We start from the raw sequence: 18,373 nt of genomic DNA, 5'->3' as shown, positions 1-18,373 counted from the left end.
GCAATTATAACCTATATAATAACCGGGGTCTATGGAAATCTTGCTTATTTATTGCAAATTGAATACAGTATAATATATGGAAAAGAGACTATTTGTTTTACTGACAGCATTTGTGCTGTTTTTGTTTTCTTGTACTACCGGCAATAATATGATGGTGCCGGATACGCCGTTAAGTGACACGAGATACCTTGCGGAAGAAGTCGTAAAGGAACTGAATTTTGTAAGAACAAATCCTAAGCGGTATGCGGCCGAAGTATTGGAACCGCGGCTTAGATATTTCGATGGGAATATGTATGCCGAACCGGGAAAAGTCCGGCTGTTAACTCAAGAAGGCATCGCACCGTTGCAGGAATGTATACGGGTACTAAAGACTACAGCTGCGGTGGATCCGCTAACTTTGGAAACAGGGTTGTGCCGTTCGGCGCAATGGCTTGCGGATGATCAGGCACGTACCGGAGGAATGGGGCATACGGGGAGCGACGGTTCCGACCTTGTTACCCGTATCAGCCGCTACGGAACGTGGGGTATTCTTTGCGGCGAAAATTGCGCGTATGGCAGTGTGACGGCACGGGAAATCGTTGTTCAGCTTTTGATCGATGACGGAGTGCAGAGTCGTGGACACCGGATTAATATTCTACAACAAGCGTTTAAGAAGGTCGGTATCGGCTTTAACAAGACCGGAAATGCACCTTACGGCGCCGTTACCGTAATGGATTTTGCGGGCAGCTATATTTCACAATAAATTTTAAATATAGGGCATCTCTGAAAACTTGGTGATGTTTTTAGAGGTTTCCTATATTAAAAGGTTTGTTTTGTTACAATTTTGCTTCTTTTTTTATAGATACCCTCTTTTGTTTGTGGCGTATTTGCTGTATAATATTTTTTATTCAATCAAGAATAACGAAAACAATGAAGCAGTTTACCGGGAGCGAGCATGGAAGCAAGCAAAAAGGCCCTTGATAACATAAAAAAATACAAACCAACGGTAAGTTTATGGAGTAGTGTCCGTATAAAATTTATCGTTATCATCGTTACTATTCTGCTTGTTGTTATTGCCAGTGTTGCTATGGCTCTCGCTATTGCTATTATCCGTCCATATAAAGATTTACTTTCAAACAGTCTTTTGCTGCAAACAAAAATATTGCTTGATAACCTTGAATTGCGAGTTCAGACACATTTTTCAAATCCCAATCAGGAAGATTTGGACATTTTATTATTGAATCGTGTTACCTTCCCCGAAGCAAAATATGTCGTTGTTACGGGAAAAAGCAGCCTTCCCGGGCAGACGGGGCTTCACTATGTTCTCGCAACTGACTATCAAGATATCACTAAAGTGATTAATACTCATCGGTATATCCCTGGAGAATCTCAGTTTTATCCTGAAGGAATCGAAGAAATCCTGCAAAAGTTGACGTATATCAATAGCGAAGCCACGCTAATCGTCCATCAGCACATCGATTCGATTCAACTGCTTATGGATGAAATGGAAGCGCTCGATACACATCGAGATCCGTATATACTCAAGCGCCAAACTGAAATTCAGGCAAGTATCAGACATCTGGAAGCAAAACTGCAATCCAATCTTTCGGCATTGGCCGATCAAGGTTTCGGTTCATATCCGGATTATTCAATACAGAGTCTTTCAAAAAAAAGGACGGAATATTTATTCTACGAACCGATTATCTATTATAATCCTGATAATCCGCAGGAATGTGTGCAGGGAATCGTATTTGTTAATATTTCGGTAGAAGGTCTTTTGGAAAAAATAAACGACCAGCAAAACCGATTGATTCGTATTATTGCGAAGATCTCATTAATCGTGTTGATTGCAGGTATCTCTACCGCATGGTTCCTCAGCTCATTATTTGTACGGCCGCTCGGTCTTTTGGCGGCGCACGTTGCGTTAATCCGTGATACGGAAGATAAAGAGAAGCTGGCCGGTAGGTCGGTTCAAGTTACCTCGCGGGACGAATTCGGGATGCTTGGTACGACGATTAACGATATGACGGAAAGATTGGCTGCTGCCGCTGCTATTTCTAAAGATTTAAAGGTTGGCAAAGAGATACAAAAAATGTTTATCCCGCTGGATCTTAGTTCTTCCGGCAGGAAGCTGACAACGGGCAGTCATCGTGACGTTTATTCCGAATTTTTCGGTTATTATGAAGGTGCGCACGGTGTTTCGGGTGATTATTTTGATTATAGAAAATTGGATGCCTTCCATTATGCCGTTATAAAGTGCGATGTTGCAGGGAAGGGGGTTCCCGCCGCCCTTATTATGGTAGAAGTAGCGACGTTGTTCCAAAGCTATTTTCAAAACTGGAACTATAAACGAGACGGTTATAACCTCAGCACTATCGTTATGCGGATTAATGACGTTATCGAATCGCACGGATTTGTGGGGCGTTTTGCTGCATTTAGCCTTTGTATTATCAATATGCGTGTCGGTGATGCGTATTTCTGTAATGCAGGCGATAATATCGTTCATATCTACGACAAACAGGCACGACGTTTGAAAAGCTATACCTTACGTTCAGGGTCGGCTGCAGGGGTGTTCTCTTCAGAGATGATAAGTCTTAACGGTGGGTATCCGATTGAAAAAATACACCTGAATTGCGGAGATATACTGTTTCTTTATACTGACGGTATCGAAGAGTCAAAACGGAAGCTGCGTGTGCCGATTTCGAAACCGAAGAATGATTCAGCTGCTGTATTGCCGGAGGATAAAGACGACAACAGCCATCTGATCGGTACCGACAGCGAAACATTGGGAAAAGACAGGGTTGAAGAGATTATTGAGGCGGTCTTTGCCCGGAAAAAATTTACGCTCAAAAAACGTCAAAGCGATCTTATGTATGAGCAGATGGATTTTGATTTCTCTTCGTGTAACGGAACGATTGAAGATGCCGTTCTGGCACTTATTTCTGTTGAGAAAGCCTTTAGAATGTATAAGGATAGTTCCGCACAGTCTTTTGATTGTGTGCAGGTCGATAAAAAAATTGATGCATTCTTGAGTAAGTGCTTCCTACAATATGATATTTACTGTTGTGATAAGGCACCGCATCCTATTTATGATGAATATTTTTACTACAAACAAATAAAAGAAGATATTCAATACGATGATTTGACTATCCTCGGTATCGCGCGTCGAGTACCCGTTTAAATTGGATGTACAATAATACTTGACATTTTTCCGATTGTGGTTTATCTTACACCCCGTACATCGCAGGGTAGAGCAGTTGGCAGCTCGTCGGGCTCATAACCCGGAAGTCGTAGGTTCAAGTCCTACCCCTGCTAAGTTTGAAAAGGCATCCTTAATTTAAGGATGCCTTTTTTTTGATCCGCGAAATTTTACTCAAGGTTTTGCTCTGAAAATCATTTCTCGTTGATTGACTTTTTTATGGTGGTATAGTATAGTCGTCTGTCTAGTATTTTGAGGAAGGTTTATTTTCAGCCGCTAAAGGAAATTTTGCTTTCCTCGTTATCCCGAGATCTTTTAGGCGGTTAATACGCCTGATAACTATATATAGAAGGAGTCTAGTTTTATGAAACGGACATTTCAACCGAGCAGAACAAAACGTTTGCGCCGTCATGGATTTCGTGCGCGTATGGCAACACGCGGAGGACGCGCGGTTTTAAAGAGCCGCCGTGCAAAAGGACGCTATAAGCTTTCCGTGTCCGACGAAAAAAAGAGTTACTAAGAGTTTTAACACATGGAACGCTCTTGTTTGCCTAAAGAAGAGCGTCTTTGCGGCGCCGTGCGGATACGAAGTATGTTTAAAATAGGACACCGCTATAGCTGCGACGGCGCAAAGTTGTTCGTTTTACCGAATAAGTTACCATATAATCGTTTTGTTTGTACATTTAAACGACATTACGGTTCTGCCGTACAAAGGAATAAGGCGCGCCGTTTATCTAAAGAGGTGTACCGGCAGATGAAATCCCGGCTCATAATAGGAAAGGATATTCTTCTGCTTGTATTCCCTGGGCATGATACTTTTTCTTTGCGTACGGCTCAGCTGGATTGTTTGTTTAAAAAAGCGGATATGTTCTCTGTTCGATCTCAACAATATGAAACACCATTATCTGAAAACAATTGAGCGTATTTTTACGTTTTTATTATGTGCGGGGGTAAAGGTATACCAAAAGTGTATTTCTCCCTTGTTTCCGCCTTGTTGCAGATATTATCCTACCTGTTCTCATTACGCCCTTGAAAGCCTAACTAAATATGGGCCGGTTAAGGGAGGGTATTTAGCGGTAAGACGAATCCTTAGATGTCATCCTTTTCACAAGGGAGGGTATGATCCCGTCCCCTAGGAGATTCGTTTATGAATAAGAATACCGTTATTGCAATGGTGCTTTCCGGTCTCGTCATTGCAGCTTCGATGTTTGTGCAATACAAATTTTTTCCGCCTGCGCCGGTACAGCAACAGCCGTCTACTGCCGTTTCTACCACGGAGCAGCAGGCAGAAGTCCCGCAAAATACCTTTGTAGGGGAAACTGCTCCTGCCGATTTCGGAGTGCTGGAAACCCCTGATGAAACCGTTATCGGTGAACAGACCGTTACCGTTAAAACCGATATTGCGGAGATTACACTTACAAATCGAGGCGGCGATATCATTTCGTATAAGCTGTTGGAACGCAATAATTCCAAGGGCGATTCTTATGTAGAAATGGTAAAAAACCTAACCGATCGGAATAGAGCGTTTTCTATTGCGCTTGGCGGTGCTCAGGCGCCCGCTTTAAATCAATTCTTTAATGTCAAAGAAGAAACAGTAAATGGAAAGCAGATTGTCGGCTTTTTTAAGACAATTTCGATAAAAAACCAAGACGGTTCCATATCTTCGTTTACACTTGCAAAACGATACACCTTTCTGCCTGATGACTATATGTTTGAACTGGCTGTTACGGTCAGCGGCGATGCCGATATGAAAGGGCTGAATTTTGATAATGCAGGCTATACGCTGAGAACAATGCCTCAAATCGGTCCGGATTGGGATGCCAAAGCAGACCGCTACGAATACCGGAACTTTTTCTCCTATATAGGCGGAAAGAAAAAAGATACTGCGTTAAAAGCAAATCAGACCAAGTTGATTACGGATTCTGTTCCGTGGGCCGGTATTTCGGGAAAATATTTCAGTCTTATTGTTATTCCTTCGGTTCCCGCACAACAGATATTGTATTCTGCCGCACAGCCTAATGCGGATACCGTTCAAGACGGACAGTTGTTTTTTTCGCGGCCTGTGATTACCGGCAATAAGGTAACCGACGTATACCGTATTTATCTCGGCCCCTGTTCTGAAAATATTTTAAGTGCCTATAATATTCCGTCAAAAAACAACTACAACTATGATAATCTGCGGATTGATACCGTAGCCGTTTCCAGCGGTATTTGGCGCCCGTTAGAGATATTGCTGAAATGGCTGCTGCAATTCTTCTATAAACTTATTCCGAACTGGGGTGTTTCGATTATCCTTGTAACAATCTTGATAAAGGCTGTATTTTTCCCGCTTACCAAGAAAAGCTCTGAATCAACGCAGCAGATGCAAAAAATGCAGCCTAAGATTCAAGAATTGCAGGCAAAATATAAAGGAAAACCGCAGAAGCTGAATGAGGAGATGGCAAAGCTCTACAAAGAAGCCGGTTATAACCCGCTTTCCGGTTGTCTGCCTTTATTGATCCAATTACCGATCTTGTTTGCAATGTATCGGCTGTTTAATAACTATTTTGAATTCCGCGGTGCAATGTTTATTCCTCATTGGATACCGGACTTATCGGTCGGTGACAGTATTTTGCAGTTCCCCAGTCCTATTCCTTTCCTCGGATGGACGGATCTGCGTATTTTACCGATTGTCTATGTGATTTCGCAGATGGTATTCGGAAAGATAACGCAAACTCCAACAAGCGATCAGCAGCAAAACAGCACAATGAAAATTATGCTTTACGGGATGCCGTTATTCTTCTTCTTTATGTTCTATAATGCGCCGTCAGGGTTGCTGCTCTACTGGACATGCACGAACTTCTTAATGCTCGTTCAGCAGATGATCATTAAGGCAATGATGAAGCAGAAAAAGGAGGTTCGGAAATGATCTATGAATTTGAAGGAAAAACCGAACGTGATGCTATAGATAAAGCAATCGCCGAGCTTGGGGTAGAGTCCGATCAGTTTGATGTGGAAATTGTTGAAATTCAAAAAAACTCGCTTTTTAAGAAAGGGTATGCCAAAATTCGTGTGCATATTGACGATAAAGCCGCAGCAGGGAAGCCTACTGCCGATACGCCCCGTCAACCGGCTCTTTCACGCGAAGCTGCTACAGATAAAGAAGCTGATTTGGTGAAATTTATCGGTGAGCTTATTCATGCGATGGGCTATACCGCAAATATCGAAATCCTTTCACACGAAGAACATAAGCTGCTTATACGGCTTTCCTCCGAGGATTCTGCGATTTTAATCGGAAAGAAGGGGAAAAATCTGGATGCACTCCAGCTGATTGCCAATGTGTATGCCGGTAAAATCGGTATTTCCGAACGGATTATGCTCGATTGTGAAAATTATCGGCTTCGCCGTGAAGAATCGCTGGTGCGGCTTGCCTATACCACCGCTGATCAAGTTGTAACGACAAAGGCTTCAGTCTTGCTTGAGCCGATGAATCCCTATGAACGTAGACTGATCCACAGTACGCTTGCAGATATTCGGGATGTTGACACAAAGAGTGAAGGTGACGGCTTATACAAACAAGTGCGTGTGCTGTATAAGGGGCTGTAGCGGATGAGGCATTGTCTTATTCTTCTTACCCTTTTAACAGCCGGTTCTCTTTTTGCACAGGATGTCGGCAATGTACCCGATTCGGTGATTTCCGTACTTGATTCGTTTTTATCCGCTGAGCAGCGGATAGAATTGCTTAAGCAAGGACATCTTTTCCGGTCGGTGTATAATAAAGAAAACGCTGCGCCTCGGCTTGCGCCGCTTTTTGCCGTGCCGCAAACATTTGCGGAAAACTGGAACAAGGGCAATCCTACTTTTTTGATAGAAGCGTTGTATGTGCATAAAAAAATGCAAGGCAATACAAAAGACATAGAGAAAATCTCCCGCATTCTCCGCTCTGTTTCAAAGCTGGAAGGACTGCAATATTATTCGAGCAGCCGCAAGAAGATGCGGACCCTCTACGAGACGTCGTATGTTATTGACGATCCTAAAACGCAAGGCAGGATTGCCGATCCTGTTGACAATCCGGAACCGGATTTTTCGGTCTATGTACTGCAAAAGGATTTAACCTTCGATAAAAATATTTATCGTTACCGTTTCTGTTCTGATACCGATTCTGCCGGTTTCATATCTACAAATGTCAATGTATTAAAATACTCGATATTTAAAGCAATGGAACCTGAAAATTTAGAGGCTTCGATTGCAGTAACCGATCTCGGAGAGTATCTGCTGATACACATGCTGACACGTGCCGATTTTAGCGCTCCTTCCGTTTTTAGGGAGCGGGTACAAAATTCGTTTAGGACACGGGGAGAAGCGGTGTACGGATGGTTCATTGCGCAATACGAGAATAGTGTAATACCTTGATGGAGGAGCTATGCGGTTGAATAAGATTGCGGTATTGGTTTTACCGATTACTTTTTTGATTATCGCGACAGCGACTGCTGCTGCAATTATTTTAACGGGAGATTCTGAAAAAGGAAAAAAAATGAATGCGATAAGTGCTGAATTACAGAAGGGCGGCGTCTATGCCGTTATCGATACGAACAAGGGCGATATCATTTTGGAATTGTTCTATAAAGAAACACCCATGACGGTATGTAACTTTGTCGGGTTGGCAGAAGGAACATTGGATGCAGCGAAAGGAAAGCCTTTTTATGACGGGCTGACCTTCCACCGTGTCATTGCAAACTTTATGATTCAAGGCGGCGATCCTGACGGTAAGGGTACCGGCGGACCGGGCTACCGCTTCCCCGATGAGTTTGTCGATAACCTCAAGCATAATACCGCCGGTATCCTTTCCATGGCAAATGCCGGGCCGGGGACAAACGGGTCGCAGTTCTTTATTACCCATGTGCCTACGCCGTGGCTTGATGGAAAACATACGGTGTTTGGTCGGGTCGTAAAAGGCCAAGATGTTGTCAATAAAATCGTACAGGGTGATCGTATGAATTCCATATCGATTATCCGCAAGGGAGCCGAAGCCCAGAAGTTTACGGCAACCCAGAAAGATTTTAATGCCTATCTTGCAGGAGCTACGGAACGGGCAAAGCAGCGTGCTGCTCAGAAGCGGGAAAAATATGAGGCTTTGATAAAACAAAAATTCCCCAATGCCGTTAAGAATGAAAACGGTGTCTTCTATACAATTGTAAAAGAAGGTAAGGGCGTTAAAGCTCAAACAGGCAAAACTCTGACTATGAAATATAAGGGATCTTTGCTTGACGGTACGGTGTTTGATGATTCCGATATGCACGAACCGCTCAAATTTGTCGCCGGTGCAGGGCAGCTTATTGCCGGATTTGACCAGCAGGCCGTGCAAATGGCTGCCGGTGAAAAACGGACGATTGTTATTCCGCCGGAGCTTGGATACGGTTCACGCGGGGCAGGCGGGGTTATTCCTCCTGATGCTTATTTGGTTTTTGAACTTGAATTACTGTCGGTAAAATAACCGGCAGAATAACCTGTGAATTGACTACGCATTTTTTTTGTGCTAGTATTTTAAGGATATTTATCATAAATAAGGATGTAAATAATGAATGCGATTCCATTATTGCAGCAAGCCGCATCGGGAGGTAGTTTTATTCCGCTGCTCGCTCTTGGTCTTATCTTTGTAATTTTCTACGTTTTTATTATCGGCCCTCAAAAGAAAGAGCAGAAGAAAACGCAAGAAATGATTGCCTCCGTTCAGAAGGGTGATAAAATTATCACAATCGGCGGTATTCACGGTGTCGTGTCTTCTGTAAAAGAAACAACGATCATTCTTAAAGTTGACGATAATTGTAAGCTCGAAATGAATCGTTCCGCAATCGGCAGTGTTATTTTGGATGAAAAAACAAAAGCAAGCCGTCTGGCAAATATGCCGGAAAAGACTTCTCTGTTTTCTGCGCTCTTTAAAAAGAAAGAAAAGAAAGCTGAAGATTCCAGCTCCGAAAAACCGCAGCCGCCCAATTTTTCCGGCGATGCGGAATAAACGTCCCGTATAAGAGCGTATCGGCTTATAAATCGTTCGTGCTGTGCCTAACCCCAGTATGAACGTTTATTTCCGTTAGACGAGGAGATAGACATGAGAAAGCGAACTCGATTCGTGATTGTTCTGGCTGTGTTAGGCCTTTGCTTTGCATTTTTATATCCTACCCTTAAATGGTATTTTTGGACAGGTAAAGACGATAAGGCGCTGGCTCTCGGTTCCAGAGAAAAAATTAAAGATTATGTCATAAATATGACAAAAACCGACATTGACGCATTGATTGCATCTGCAAAACAGGGGAGTTCCGAGCCGGTTCCGGCGAAATATGATCCGCTCATTAAGGCTGCAAAGAAGAACTTAAAAAGTCTCGGCAAAGAGCAGCCTTCGGTGTGGACGGCGACTGCATTGCTGGCAGCATTCCCTGAAAATTCTGAGGATAAAGCACGGGCGACAATGAGTCCCATTATGGAAGATTCATACCGGAGTAAGATACTGAGCATTAAAAATGCACAGGCAAATGCGGTCAAGCTCGGTCTCGACCTTTCCGGCGGTATGAGCATCATCATCAAAGCCGATTTAAGCGCGGTAACCGGCGACAGCGGTGATAGCAGTACTTCGGCAAAAAAAGAAGCGATGAATTTAGCCATCGATACCATTTCCAACCGCATCGATAAGTTCGGTCTGACCGAGCCCGTTATTAGACAGCAGGGGGAAGATCGTATCTATGTTGAAATCCCCGGTGCAGCGGATGCCGATAAAATCAACTCGATTATTATGGGGCGCGGGTTGCTGGCATTCCATATTGTAGACGATGATGCAACGCAGGCTTTTTATTCTTACTATACAGCTAATCCTACACGGACATTTGATGCCGATTATAATCTCATCGATCCTTCAATTATCCCTGCAGACACCAAGGTGCTCGGCGTATACAGCAAAGATGCGTACGGTTTGGATGAGCGGCAGGGATTCCTCGTTATCAAGAAAGAGGCTGCCCTTGAAGGCAAGCATCTGCAGCGGGTAAGTACGACAACCAGTCAAACCAACGAGCCGCTGGTTGTATTCGAACTCGATAAGGAAGGCGCAGAAATCTTTGCAACGGTTACCACTGTAAATAAAGATAAACGGCTGGCTATTGTGTCCGATGATAAGATAAAGTCGGCGCCGAATATCAAAGAACCGATTACCGGCGGTACGGGAACTATCAGCGGATTCAGTGCGGAGGAGGCGGAAAACCTTAAAACGATTTTACGTACCGCATGGCTTAATGTGCCGCTCGAACTGGAAAACCAGCAGGTAATAGGCGCCAGCATGGGCGAGCAAGCGATCAATCAGGGATTAATGGCGCTGCGATGGGGATTAATCGCTGTTTTGGCGTTCATGCTGATTTGGTACCGCTCTGCCGGTATTAATGCTTGTATCGCGCAGATATTGAACCTTTATATCGTATTCAGCGTGCTTTCAGCCTTCAATCTTACGCTTACGCTTCCGAGTATTGCCGGTATGATTTTAACAATCGGTATGGCGGTTGACGCAAACGTTGTTATCTTTGAAAGAATTAAAGAAGAGCTTGCTTTGCACAAAAGTAGAGAAGCTGCCATTCAAACCGGTTTTGCCCACGCTTTCTGGGCGATTATGGACTCCAATATCACTACCTTTATTGCAGCTCTGTTCTTATCAATATTGGGAACCGGACCGATCAAGGGATTTGCTTACAGCTTGACAATCGGTGTTGTTTCTTCCGTATTTACTGCCCTTTTTGTTTCACGGCTTATCTTTGATTTCGGCACGGAAACATTGCACCAGAAGAAGCTGCATATTACTTGGAGGTCGCTCGTATGAAAAAAACGATAAAATTCAGTAAGCTTTTCGGTGTTATGGTTCTCGTGAGCTCCGCTCTTATTATTTCCGGTCTTGTAGGTCTTTTTACGAAAGGCATTAACTTCGGTATTGACTTTCAGGCAGGATTTATCGAGAAAGTGCGGTTTGCGCCTTCTGCCTTTATTTTAACGTATGATGGTGAGAAAAACATACAGGTAGCACAAAATTCCCAAGGAATTGATGTTACCATTATTTCGGTGGACACTGAAAATAAAGTTCTGTCTTTTAAGTATAGTGAATACCCCACCGTTGGACAGTTTGTCGAGGCTGTGCAGCAGCAAATTGAGGGGGTAAAGGCAAAAATACTTGCAAAAGCCGATACCGCATTGCAAAGTGTGTTTATCACCTCGGAAACTTCCCGCCTTACAACGGAGCCGTTCCGCGCACATTATATTCCCGGTCAAATACAGCCGATCGATGCCGACGAAGTGCGTCATGCCCTTGCTTCCGTTCCTTCGGTTTCAGTGCAGCAAGTCGGTGAAGCGCGCGACCGTATGTTCCAAATTCGGTTACCCGATAACGGTACGTACACCAATGCAAATACCGAACTGCGGGCATTGATTAACACCGCATTGGTAGCTGCTTATGAAGCGGATAATTTTGCCGTATTAAGTACCGACTTTGTCGGATCTCGCTTCTCCGGTTCACTTGCTCTCCAAGCGGTGGTTCTGGTAATTATGGCGTTATTCTTAATCTTTATTTACGCTCTCATACGGTTCCGCTGGACATTTGCTTTAGGCGCCGTGCTTGCGTTGGTTCACGACGTTTTGATTATGATTACCTTTATTGTGTGGACGCAGATGGAATTCAATTCCACCACCATTGCGGCAATTTTGACGATCGTCGGGTATTCAATCAACGACACGGTTGTTGTGTTTGACCGTATCCGCGAAAACATCCGGCTTAATCCGAAGCTTTCTTTGGTTGACGTTTTGGATCTTGCCCAAACCGAAGTGCTGAGCCGAACCATTATCACCACCGTTACGACAATGCTTGCGGCTGTGTCGCTCTATGTCTTTACCTCCGGCAATATGAAAGACTTTGCGCTTGCTTTATTGGTGGGTATGACAAGTGGTGTCTATTCTACAATCTACATTGCCGGTGCTTGTATTACCTTCTTTTCCGGGAAAAAACGTGCCGGTGATTTATTGCTCAATAATGCCCCAAAAGCTACTCCTGAAGTAACAGTATAGGCGTAACGGCGTAATTAAAAGATACGTCTTTGAAGTTGAAAGCCTCTAAAAACCTTGAGTTTTTAGAGGCTTTTCTTTTAGCTCCTTTTTAGTCAAAAAAGAGGCAGAGACCGTAAACTTCTGTGCAGCCTGCTGCCTTTAATGTACGTGCGCAAGCTTCGAGTGTTGCACCGGTGGTCATTACATCGTCGAGCAGAATGAGCCTATCTGGGACGGTATTTTCCGAGAGTTCGATTTTTCCCTGTAAATTCACTGCACGGGCTGTCTTGGACAGCTTCTTTTGCGGAATGCCGTTCTGCCGCTTTAAACATCGATGTATCGTCAGTTCCGGATAAACCGATAAATCTTTTACAAGATCTTCAATTTGATCCCAGCCTTTCTCTTGCAATTTTTGAGGGCGCGGCGGTACCGGCACAAGCGGAATATTCATCAATTCCAGATATCCTGTGAGAAAACGGTGGATAAGCGGTGCAAATACCGTGGAAAAAGTGCGGATATTATTGTTCTTCCACACAGGCAGCAATTTTTGCCCAAGCCCAATGTATGGGAAAAGCGTAAAAATACGATCGCAGGCTGGTTTTTGCCTTTCCGTATCATCCTCTGCCGGCCTGCAATGGGTACAATATTCATGTTCGGAAATAAGTATCTTTCCGCACTGTCTACAGCGGGCTTCGGTTTGTTGTGAGTGTTCTGCATCAGCAGCGATATACGGTAGGAATTCGGTTTGAATACAATGATTACAGAGTGGCAATCCTGCTTCACTTACGTTTCCGCACAGATGGCACGGTTGCGGAAACAAGAGATCGCTGTAAATTTTACGTACGATATTTTTTGCCTGATGTAAGAATAGTATACGCTTCATATAACCTCCTTATGCAAGGTCAAGATTTTGTAGAGAACTGCTAAAAACATCAGTTCGTAGCAGTTCTCAGAGCCTTGATAAGAAAGTTATATAGCACGCGAAAGAAAATGGCTGGTTTTTACTGGGCTTCGGTAGAAGATTTTTCAGAATTTACGATAACGTCCGTGTTTCCCGGTTCTGTTTGTGCCGCTTGTCTTTCTTTTTCAGCTTGCGCTGCTGCAAGGGCTATTTGCAACTGCTTTTGCCGTGTTGCTTCGAGTCCTTCCGCATCATTAAAGAAGTCATATACTTTTTTTATATCGCCGTAATGAAATGGAATACTATCGATAAAGTCGTCAACTGCTAATTTTCCATCGAGGGTTTGTACCTGAAAACCATCGAGCACCAGATATTTTTTTCCGTCTTTCAGTAAAAAGCTAAACCGTACATGATTTGCAATTTTTCCTTTGGCAATAAGTCTGCTTATCGTCTCTTCTGATAATGCATAAGCATAGAGGGTCATTTCACCAAGGTAACGCTGACCGTTTTGCCTCTGCTGGGAATCAGCTATATTGCTTATGGTGAAAAAGCGGTCAAGTATAGTTTTCATTCCGTTATTGACGGAAAAATCAAACCGGTAGGTATACAGCATCGTATCGACTTTGAAACTAATAAAATCGTCTTTTGCTTTGGGCATTACACAAGAGTCAATAGCGTATACAACGTCAAACTGATTATTTGTTGTATTAACCGTAACCCCTGCAACTGCCGGTTCCGTGTACAATGCCTTAGACGGCAATGTCGTACAGGCTGTGAGGCAGACTACACAGAGAATAGCCGGAATCAAAACTCTTTTTAATACACTGTCCATAGAGGTCTCCTTTAAAAAAATTTTATGGAAGCAGATTTTTACCCCATCAGTCCCATAAGCCGCGCTTGAAGCCCCTTGCTCTTTGCGACCTTCCGCATTGTTTGACGGGTCTTTTCAAACTGCTTTAACAGCTTGTTTACTTCGGCAACGGAGGTACCGGAACCTTTCGCAATACGCTTGCGGCGGGGCGGTCCGATGATGTGGTGATTTTCACGCTCTTTGAGCGTCATTGATTGGATAATCGCCTTTTGTCGCTTAAAGCCTGCTTTGTCGATATCCTCGGCGGAAATTTGACCGGCAAGACCCGGCATCATATCGAGCATGGATTCAATCGAGCCCATCTTTTCGACATTTTCAAGCTGATCGAGCATGTCGGAAAGGGTAAAGGTTTCCGTCGCCATCTTTTTTTGCAAACGGGCAGCCTCTTCCGCATCGATGTTTTCCTGCGCCTTTTCGACAAGCGAAACAATATCACCCATACCGAGAATTCTTCCGGCAATACGGTCGGGATAGAACGGTTCAAAGTCTTCGATTTTTTCACCGACACCGACATACAGGATGGGCTTACCGGTTACGGTTTTTAACGACAGTGCCGCACCGCCGCGCGCATCGGAGTCGAACTTGGTTAAAATAACACCGGTCAGCCCCGCCTGTTCATCAAAGGCTTTTGCAACCTCGGCAGCATTTTGTCCCGTCATCGCATCGGCGACGAGGAGGGTTTCTACCGGATTTACTGCTTTTTTTACCGCAGCAATCTCCTGCATCATCGCTTCGTCGATTTGCAACCGTCCCGCCGTATCGACGATAACGGTATCAAAGCCGTCTTTCCGTGCATAGATAACCGCGTTTTGTGCAACCCGTACCGCATCCTTGGTGTCTTCTTTATACACCGGCACGTCGATACGCTCCCCTAAAGAGGAGAGCTGTTCCACAGCTGCGGGACGGACGAGGTCGCAGGCAACGAGCAGGGGCTTACGGCCTTCTTTCTTTAACCGGGCGGCCAGTTTCGCGGCGGATGTCGTTTTACCGGAACCCTGCAAACCAAGGAAGAGAATAACCGACTGGGTGTCGGGGCCTTTCAGTTGCAGGCTTTTCTTTTCATCGCCTAAAAACGACAGGATTTTATCGTGGACAATCTTGATAAACTGCTGACCGGGATTAACCGATTTTAATACGGTTTCTCCCTTTGCTTCTTCTATTGTTGCATTGATAAAGCGGCGCACCACGCGGAGGTTGACATCCGCTTCGAGTAGCGCAATTTTTATTTCCTCTACCGCTTCTTCAATATTCTTTTCGGTAATGGTTGCCTTGCCGCTTATCTTGCGGACAATGCCGCTAAACGTATTGGTAATTTTTTCAAGCATTTTTAATCCTTATTCATGCGGGGGTACGCTGATTGAGTGTTAAAAGGTGATCAATGTTTATCAGTTAAAGCAAACGAACTGAACCCCCGCTTTTGCTAAAACCAATCTTTATTGCCGTCTTCCCAGTTGAAAAATTCTTCCGGCTGAAAAAACAGGCCAAGCTCCCGCGCGGCGCTTTCGGCAGAGTCCGACGAATGGACAACATTGATATTGGTATGCAAGGCATAATCGCCCCGGATGGTTCCCGGCTCCGCATTCAAAACCTTTGTTGCTCCGCAGAGTTTCCGCACAATGGCAACGGCTTCATCGCCTTCAAAAGCCATCGCAACCACGGGGCCGGAGGTGATATATTGCACCAGTTCGCCGAAGAACGGCTTATCGGCGTGTTCGGCATAATGCTTCTTTGCAAGTTCGGGACTGATACGCATCAGTTTCAAGGCAACCAGTTTAAGCCCTTTCTTTTCAAAGCGGCTTAGCACTTCTCCTGCAATCCGCCGCTGAACTACACCGGGCTTCATCATTACAAATGTTCTTTCCATAATCTATTTTCTCCCATTTTTGGCGATGTCTTAAAAGTGTTTTCTTTTTCGACATTCCCCTTAATTGACACTCACTTTTTCCAGCTTCCAGATATCCCGCACATAGTCTTCGATGGTACGGTCTGAACTGAACTTACCCGATCGGGCGATGTTCAGAAGACACATCTTAGCCCATTTCATCGGGTCGCGGTAGTATTCGACAATCCGCTCCTGCGCCGCCGCATAAGCATCGAAGTCCGCCAGCACGTAATAAACATCAGGACGCTGACCTTCCACGCCGTATACCAGCGAATCATACAATTCTCTAAAACTGTTGTCAAAGGGCGGCGTATACGTCCCGTCGATAAGCTGGGTCAATGCCCTCGCCAATGCAGGATTACGGTTAAGGTATTCTTGCGGATTATAGCTGTGCTCGTGCTCAATCGTGTGAATCTCATCGGCGGTGATGCCGAAAATAACGGCGTTTTCAGCGCCTACTTCTTCCACAATTTCGATGTTGGCGCCGTCCAGTGTTCCGAGCGTGATTGCGCCGTTCAGCATAAACTTCATATTACCGGTTCCCGACGCTTCCTTACCCGCGGTAGAAATCTGTTCGGAAATATCCGAAGCGGGGAAAATCTTTTCGGCAGTCGAGACGCAATAGTTTGCCGCAAATACCACCTTTAATTTTCCCCGTACACGGTGATCGTTGTTGATGCGGTCAGCGACGGTATTAATCAGCTTAATGATGAGCTTTGCCCGCCGATAGCCCGACGCCGCTTTTGCGCCGAAGATAAAGGTATGCGGAATAGGATCATACGTCGGGTCTTCGATAATTCTGTTATAGAGCGTCATCACATGCAGGATGTTTAAAAGCTGGCGTTTGTATTCGTGGAGCCGTTTTATCTGTACGTCAAAAATCGAGTTGGGATCGATCACAACTCCCTGCGTCCGCTTGAGGAATTCCGCAAGCCGCTCTTTATTGTGTTTTTTTATCGTGATTAATTCTTGTAATGCTTCCTGATTATCCGCCAGTTTTTCAAGCTGCCGCAGCTGCGTAAGGTCTTTAATCCAACCGTCGCCGATATGCTTTGTAATAAAGGCCGAAAGCGCGGGGTTTGCAGTTAAAAGCCAGCGGCGCTGTGTAACGCCGTTTGTCTTGTTGTTAAACTTTTGCGGATACAGATTATACCAATCGGCAAGCTCTTTGGTTTTAAGAATTTCGGTGTGCAGCGCCGCGACACCGTTGACCGAAAACGAACCGGCAATCGCGAGCCATGCCATACGGATTTTCCCTTCGCCGATAATGGACATCTTGTTGTGTTTTTTCCAATCGTTCGGATATTTTTCCCGCAGCTCTAGTAGGAAGCGGCGGTTTATCTCTTCTACAATTTGATACACGCGCGGCAGCAACCCTTGGAATATCTCTATCGGCCATTTTTCCAACGCTTCCGCTAAAATCGTATGGTTTGTGTATGCAAATGTTTGAGTAACAATCGTCCATGCCGCATCCCAGCCGAGGTGGTGTTCGTCCATCAAAAGGCGCATCAGTTCGGGGATTGCTACGACGGGGTGCGTGTCGTTCAGCTGGATAACATTATAGCGCGGGAAGTCGGCGAAATTCGTACCGTGTTTATGGATAAATGAACGCACTAAATCCTGTAAACTTGCAGAAGTGAAAAAATACTGCTGCTTTAAGCGGAGCGCTTTTCCCGACGGGCCGCTGTCGTTGGGGTATAATACGCGCGAAATATTTTCTGCGGAGTTCTGCTTTGCAACTGCAGCGGTATATTCCATATTGTTAAAGAGCTGGAGATCGAAGCCGTCGGGAGAGGATGCTTCCCAAAGGCGCAGGCGGTTGACGGTTTTGGTACCGTAGCCGATGATCGCCATATCATAGGGGGTTGCGATAACCTCCTCGGCATTTTCTAAGCGGTAGAGCAGGGTGCCGTCTGCTTGCTGGGTGCATATCGGGGTGCCGCCGAAGTGCACCGTTACCGCCAAATCGTCGCGGCGTACTTCCCACGGATCGCGGTAGCGCCGCCAGTTGTCGGGGTATTCTACTTGATACCCGTTTTCAATCCGCTGTTCAAACATACCGTACTGGTAGCGGATACCGTAGCCGTGTCCGGGGTAGTCGAGCGTTGCAAGCGAGTCCAAAAAACAGGCGGCGAGCCTACCGAGACCGCCGTTTCCAAGCCCTGCATCGGGTTCTTCATCCTCGATGTCCCGATACGAGGCGGAAAGCTCCGTTAAAAGTTCTTCCATCACAGCACGCATACCGGTGTTGTTCAAGTTATTGGAAAGTGCCCGCCCCATCAAAAATTCGGCGGAGAAATAATACATCTGCCGTACATCGGGCTGCTCCTGCGCGGTTCTGGTTGCGGATATGTTGGGCTGAATGCTATCCATAACGCTGCTTGCCGCGGCATCATAGAGTTCACGTATTGTTGCCTCGGATATGTCCTTGCTGAAATTCCGTTTCAGCTTGCCTAAAATGCTTGCCCGTAAGGTTTCTTTTAATTGAGACATAAT

17 protein-coding genes and 1 tRNA gene are annotated in these 18,373 nt (G+C 45.0%); 13 read left to right on the top strand and 5 right to left on the bottom strand.

What is annotated here, in order from left to right:
- The first annotated feature begins 76 nt into the window (after window positions 1-76).
- From QI63_RS03350 to secF, 13 genes are all read left to right on the top strand, one after another.
- A complete protein-coding gene (locus QI63_RS03350) occupies window positions 77-742 on the top strand; it encodes a CAP domain-containing protein (RefSeq protein WP_044013891.1) in 666 nt (221 codons plus the stop codon).
- A gap of 192 nt (window positions 743-934) precedes the next feature.
- Entirely contained in the window at window positions 935-3,160 is a 2,226-nt protein-coding gene (locus tag QI63_RS03345) for a SpoIIE family protein phosphatase (protein WP_044013889.1), read from the top strand.
- A 61-nt stretch (window positions 3,161-3,221) separates the two neighbouring features.
- Window positions 3,222-3,294: transfer RNA gene (locus QI63_RS03340), tRNA-Met, on the top strand.
- A 248-nt stretch (window positions 3,295-3,542) separates the two neighbouring features.
- Window positions 3,543-3,698 carry a 50S ribosomal protein L34 gene (gene rpmH / locus QI63_RS03335; RefSeq protein ID WP_006188846.1) on the top strand — a complete coding sequence of 52 codons (156 nt, stop codon included), beginning with the start codon at window positions 3,543-3,545 and terminating at the stop codon, window positions 3,696-3,698.
- Window positions 3,699-3,710: 12 nt separating this feature from the next.
- The gene (locus QI63_RS03330) at window positions 3,711-4,097 is read left to right on the top strand and encodes a ribonuclease P protein component (RefSeq protein WP_044013887.1); all 387 of its coding nucleotides are present in this window, start codon (window positions 3,711-3,713) and stop codon (window positions 4,095-4,097) included.
- Window positions 3,988-4,314 (top strand): membrane protein insertion efficiency factor YidD, encoded by a 327-nt coding sequence (gene yidD / locus QI63_RS12560; RefSeq protein ID WP_369792406.1) that lies wholly within the window; start codon window positions 3,988-3,990, stop codon window positions 4,312-4,314. The genes QI63_RS03330 and yidD overlap by 110 nt, the downstream gene beginning before the upstream one ends.
- Before the next feature lie 11 nt (window positions 4,315-4,325).
- Window positions 4,326-6,086 carry a membrane protein insertase YidC gene (gene yidC, locus QI63_RS03325; protein ID WP_044013885.1) on the top strand — a complete coding sequence of 587 codons (1,761 nt, stop codon included), beginning with the start codon at window positions 4,326-4,328 and terminating at the stop codon, window positions 6,084-6,086.
- Window positions 6,083-6,763, top strand: coding sequence for an RNA-binding cell elongation regulator Jag/EloR (jag, locus tag QI63_RS03320; protein WP_044013884.1), 681 nt, complete (start codon window positions 6,083-6,085; stop codon window positions 6,761-6,763). Before yidC ends, jag begins: the two co-directional genes overlap by 4 nt.
- 3 nt (window positions 6,764-6,766) lie before the next feature.
- On the top strand, window positions 6,767-7,570 hold the full coding sequence (locus tag QI63_RS03315; protein WP_044013880.1) for a DUF6675 family protein: 804 nt from the start codon (window positions 6,767-6,769) through the stop codon (window positions 7,568-7,570).
- Between the two features lie 10 nt (window positions 7,571-7,580).
- The gene (locus QI63_RS03310) at window positions 7,581-8,651 is read left to right on the top strand and encodes a peptidylprolyl isomerase (protein ID WP_044013878.1); all 1,071 of its coding nucleotides are present in this window, start codon (window positions 7,581-7,583) and stop codon (window positions 8,649-8,651) included.
- Between the two features lie 84 nt (window positions 8,652-8,735).
- On the top strand, window positions 8,736-9,173 hold the full coding sequence (gene yajC, locus QI63_RS03305; RefSeq protein ID WP_044013876.1) for a preprotein translocase subunit YajC: 438 nt from the start codon (window positions 8,736-8,738) through the stop codon (window positions 9,171-9,173).
- A 93-nt stretch (window positions 9,174-9,266) separates the two neighbouring features.
- Window positions 9,267-11,012, top strand: coding sequence for a protein translocase subunit SecD (gene secD, locus QI63_RS03300; RefSeq protein WP_044013873.1), 1,746 nt, complete (start codon window positions 9,267-9,269; stop codon window positions 11,010-11,012).
- The gene (gene secF / locus QI63_RS03295; RefSeq protein WP_044013872.1) at window positions 11,009-12,244 is read left to right on the top strand and encodes a protein translocase subunit SecF; all 1,236 of its coding nucleotides are present in this window, start codon (window positions 11,009-11,011) and stop codon (window positions 12,242-12,244) included. Before secD ends, secF begins: the two co-directional genes overlap by 4 nt.
- An 88-nt stretch (window positions 12,245-12,332) precedes the next feature.
- On the opposite strand, the gene QI63_RS03290 is transcribed toward secF, so the two are convergent.
- The 5 genes from QI63_RS03290 to QI63_RS03270 form a co-directional block, all read right to left on the bottom strand.
- Window positions 12,333-13,106, bottom strand: coding sequence for a ComF family protein (locus QI63_RS03290; RefSeq protein ID WP_044013870.1), 774 nt, complete (start codon window positions 13,104-13,106; stop codon window positions 12,333-12,335).
- 118 nt (window positions 13,107-13,224) lie between these two features.
- Window positions 13,225-13,956 carry a hypothetical protein gene (locus tag QI63_RS03285; protein ID WP_044013868.1) on the bottom strand — a complete coding sequence of 244 codons (732 nt, stop codon included), beginning with the start codon at window positions 13,954-13,956 and terminating at the stop codon, window positions 13,225-13,227.
- 38 nt (window positions 13,957-13,994) lie between these two features.
- Window positions 13,995-15,320 carry a signal recognition particle protein gene (gene ffh, locus QI63_RS03280; protein WP_044013866.1) on the bottom strand — a complete coding sequence of 442 codons (1,326 nt, stop codon included), beginning with the start codon at window positions 15,318-15,320 and terminating at the stop codon, window positions 13,995-13,997.
- A 95-nt stretch (window positions 15,321-15,415) separates the two neighbouring features.
- Window positions 15,416-15,859, bottom strand: coding sequence for a nucleoside-diphosphate kinase (gene ndk / locus QI63_RS03275; RefSeq protein ID WP_044013863.1), 444 nt, complete (start codon window positions 15,857-15,859; stop codon window positions 15,416-15,418).
- Window positions 15,860-15,919: 60 nt separating this feature from the next.
- The gene (locus tag QI63_RS03270; protein WP_044013861.1) at window positions 15,920-18,370 is read right to left on the bottom strand and encodes a glycogen/starch/alpha-glucan phosphorylase; all 2,451 of its coding nucleotides are present in this window, start codon (window positions 18,368-18,370) and stop codon (window positions 15,920-15,922) included.
- Between the last annotated feature and the right edge of the window lie 3 nt (window positions 18,371-18,373).

The organism is Treponema sp. OMZ 838 (assembly GCF_000775995.1).
Taxonomy (GTDB): domain Bacteria; phylum Spirochaetota; class Spirochaetia; order Treponematales; family Treponemataceae; genus Treponema.
The sequence above is the reverse complement of the archived record's forward strand: the minus strand, read 5'-3'. Positions and strand labels throughout refer to the sequence as shown.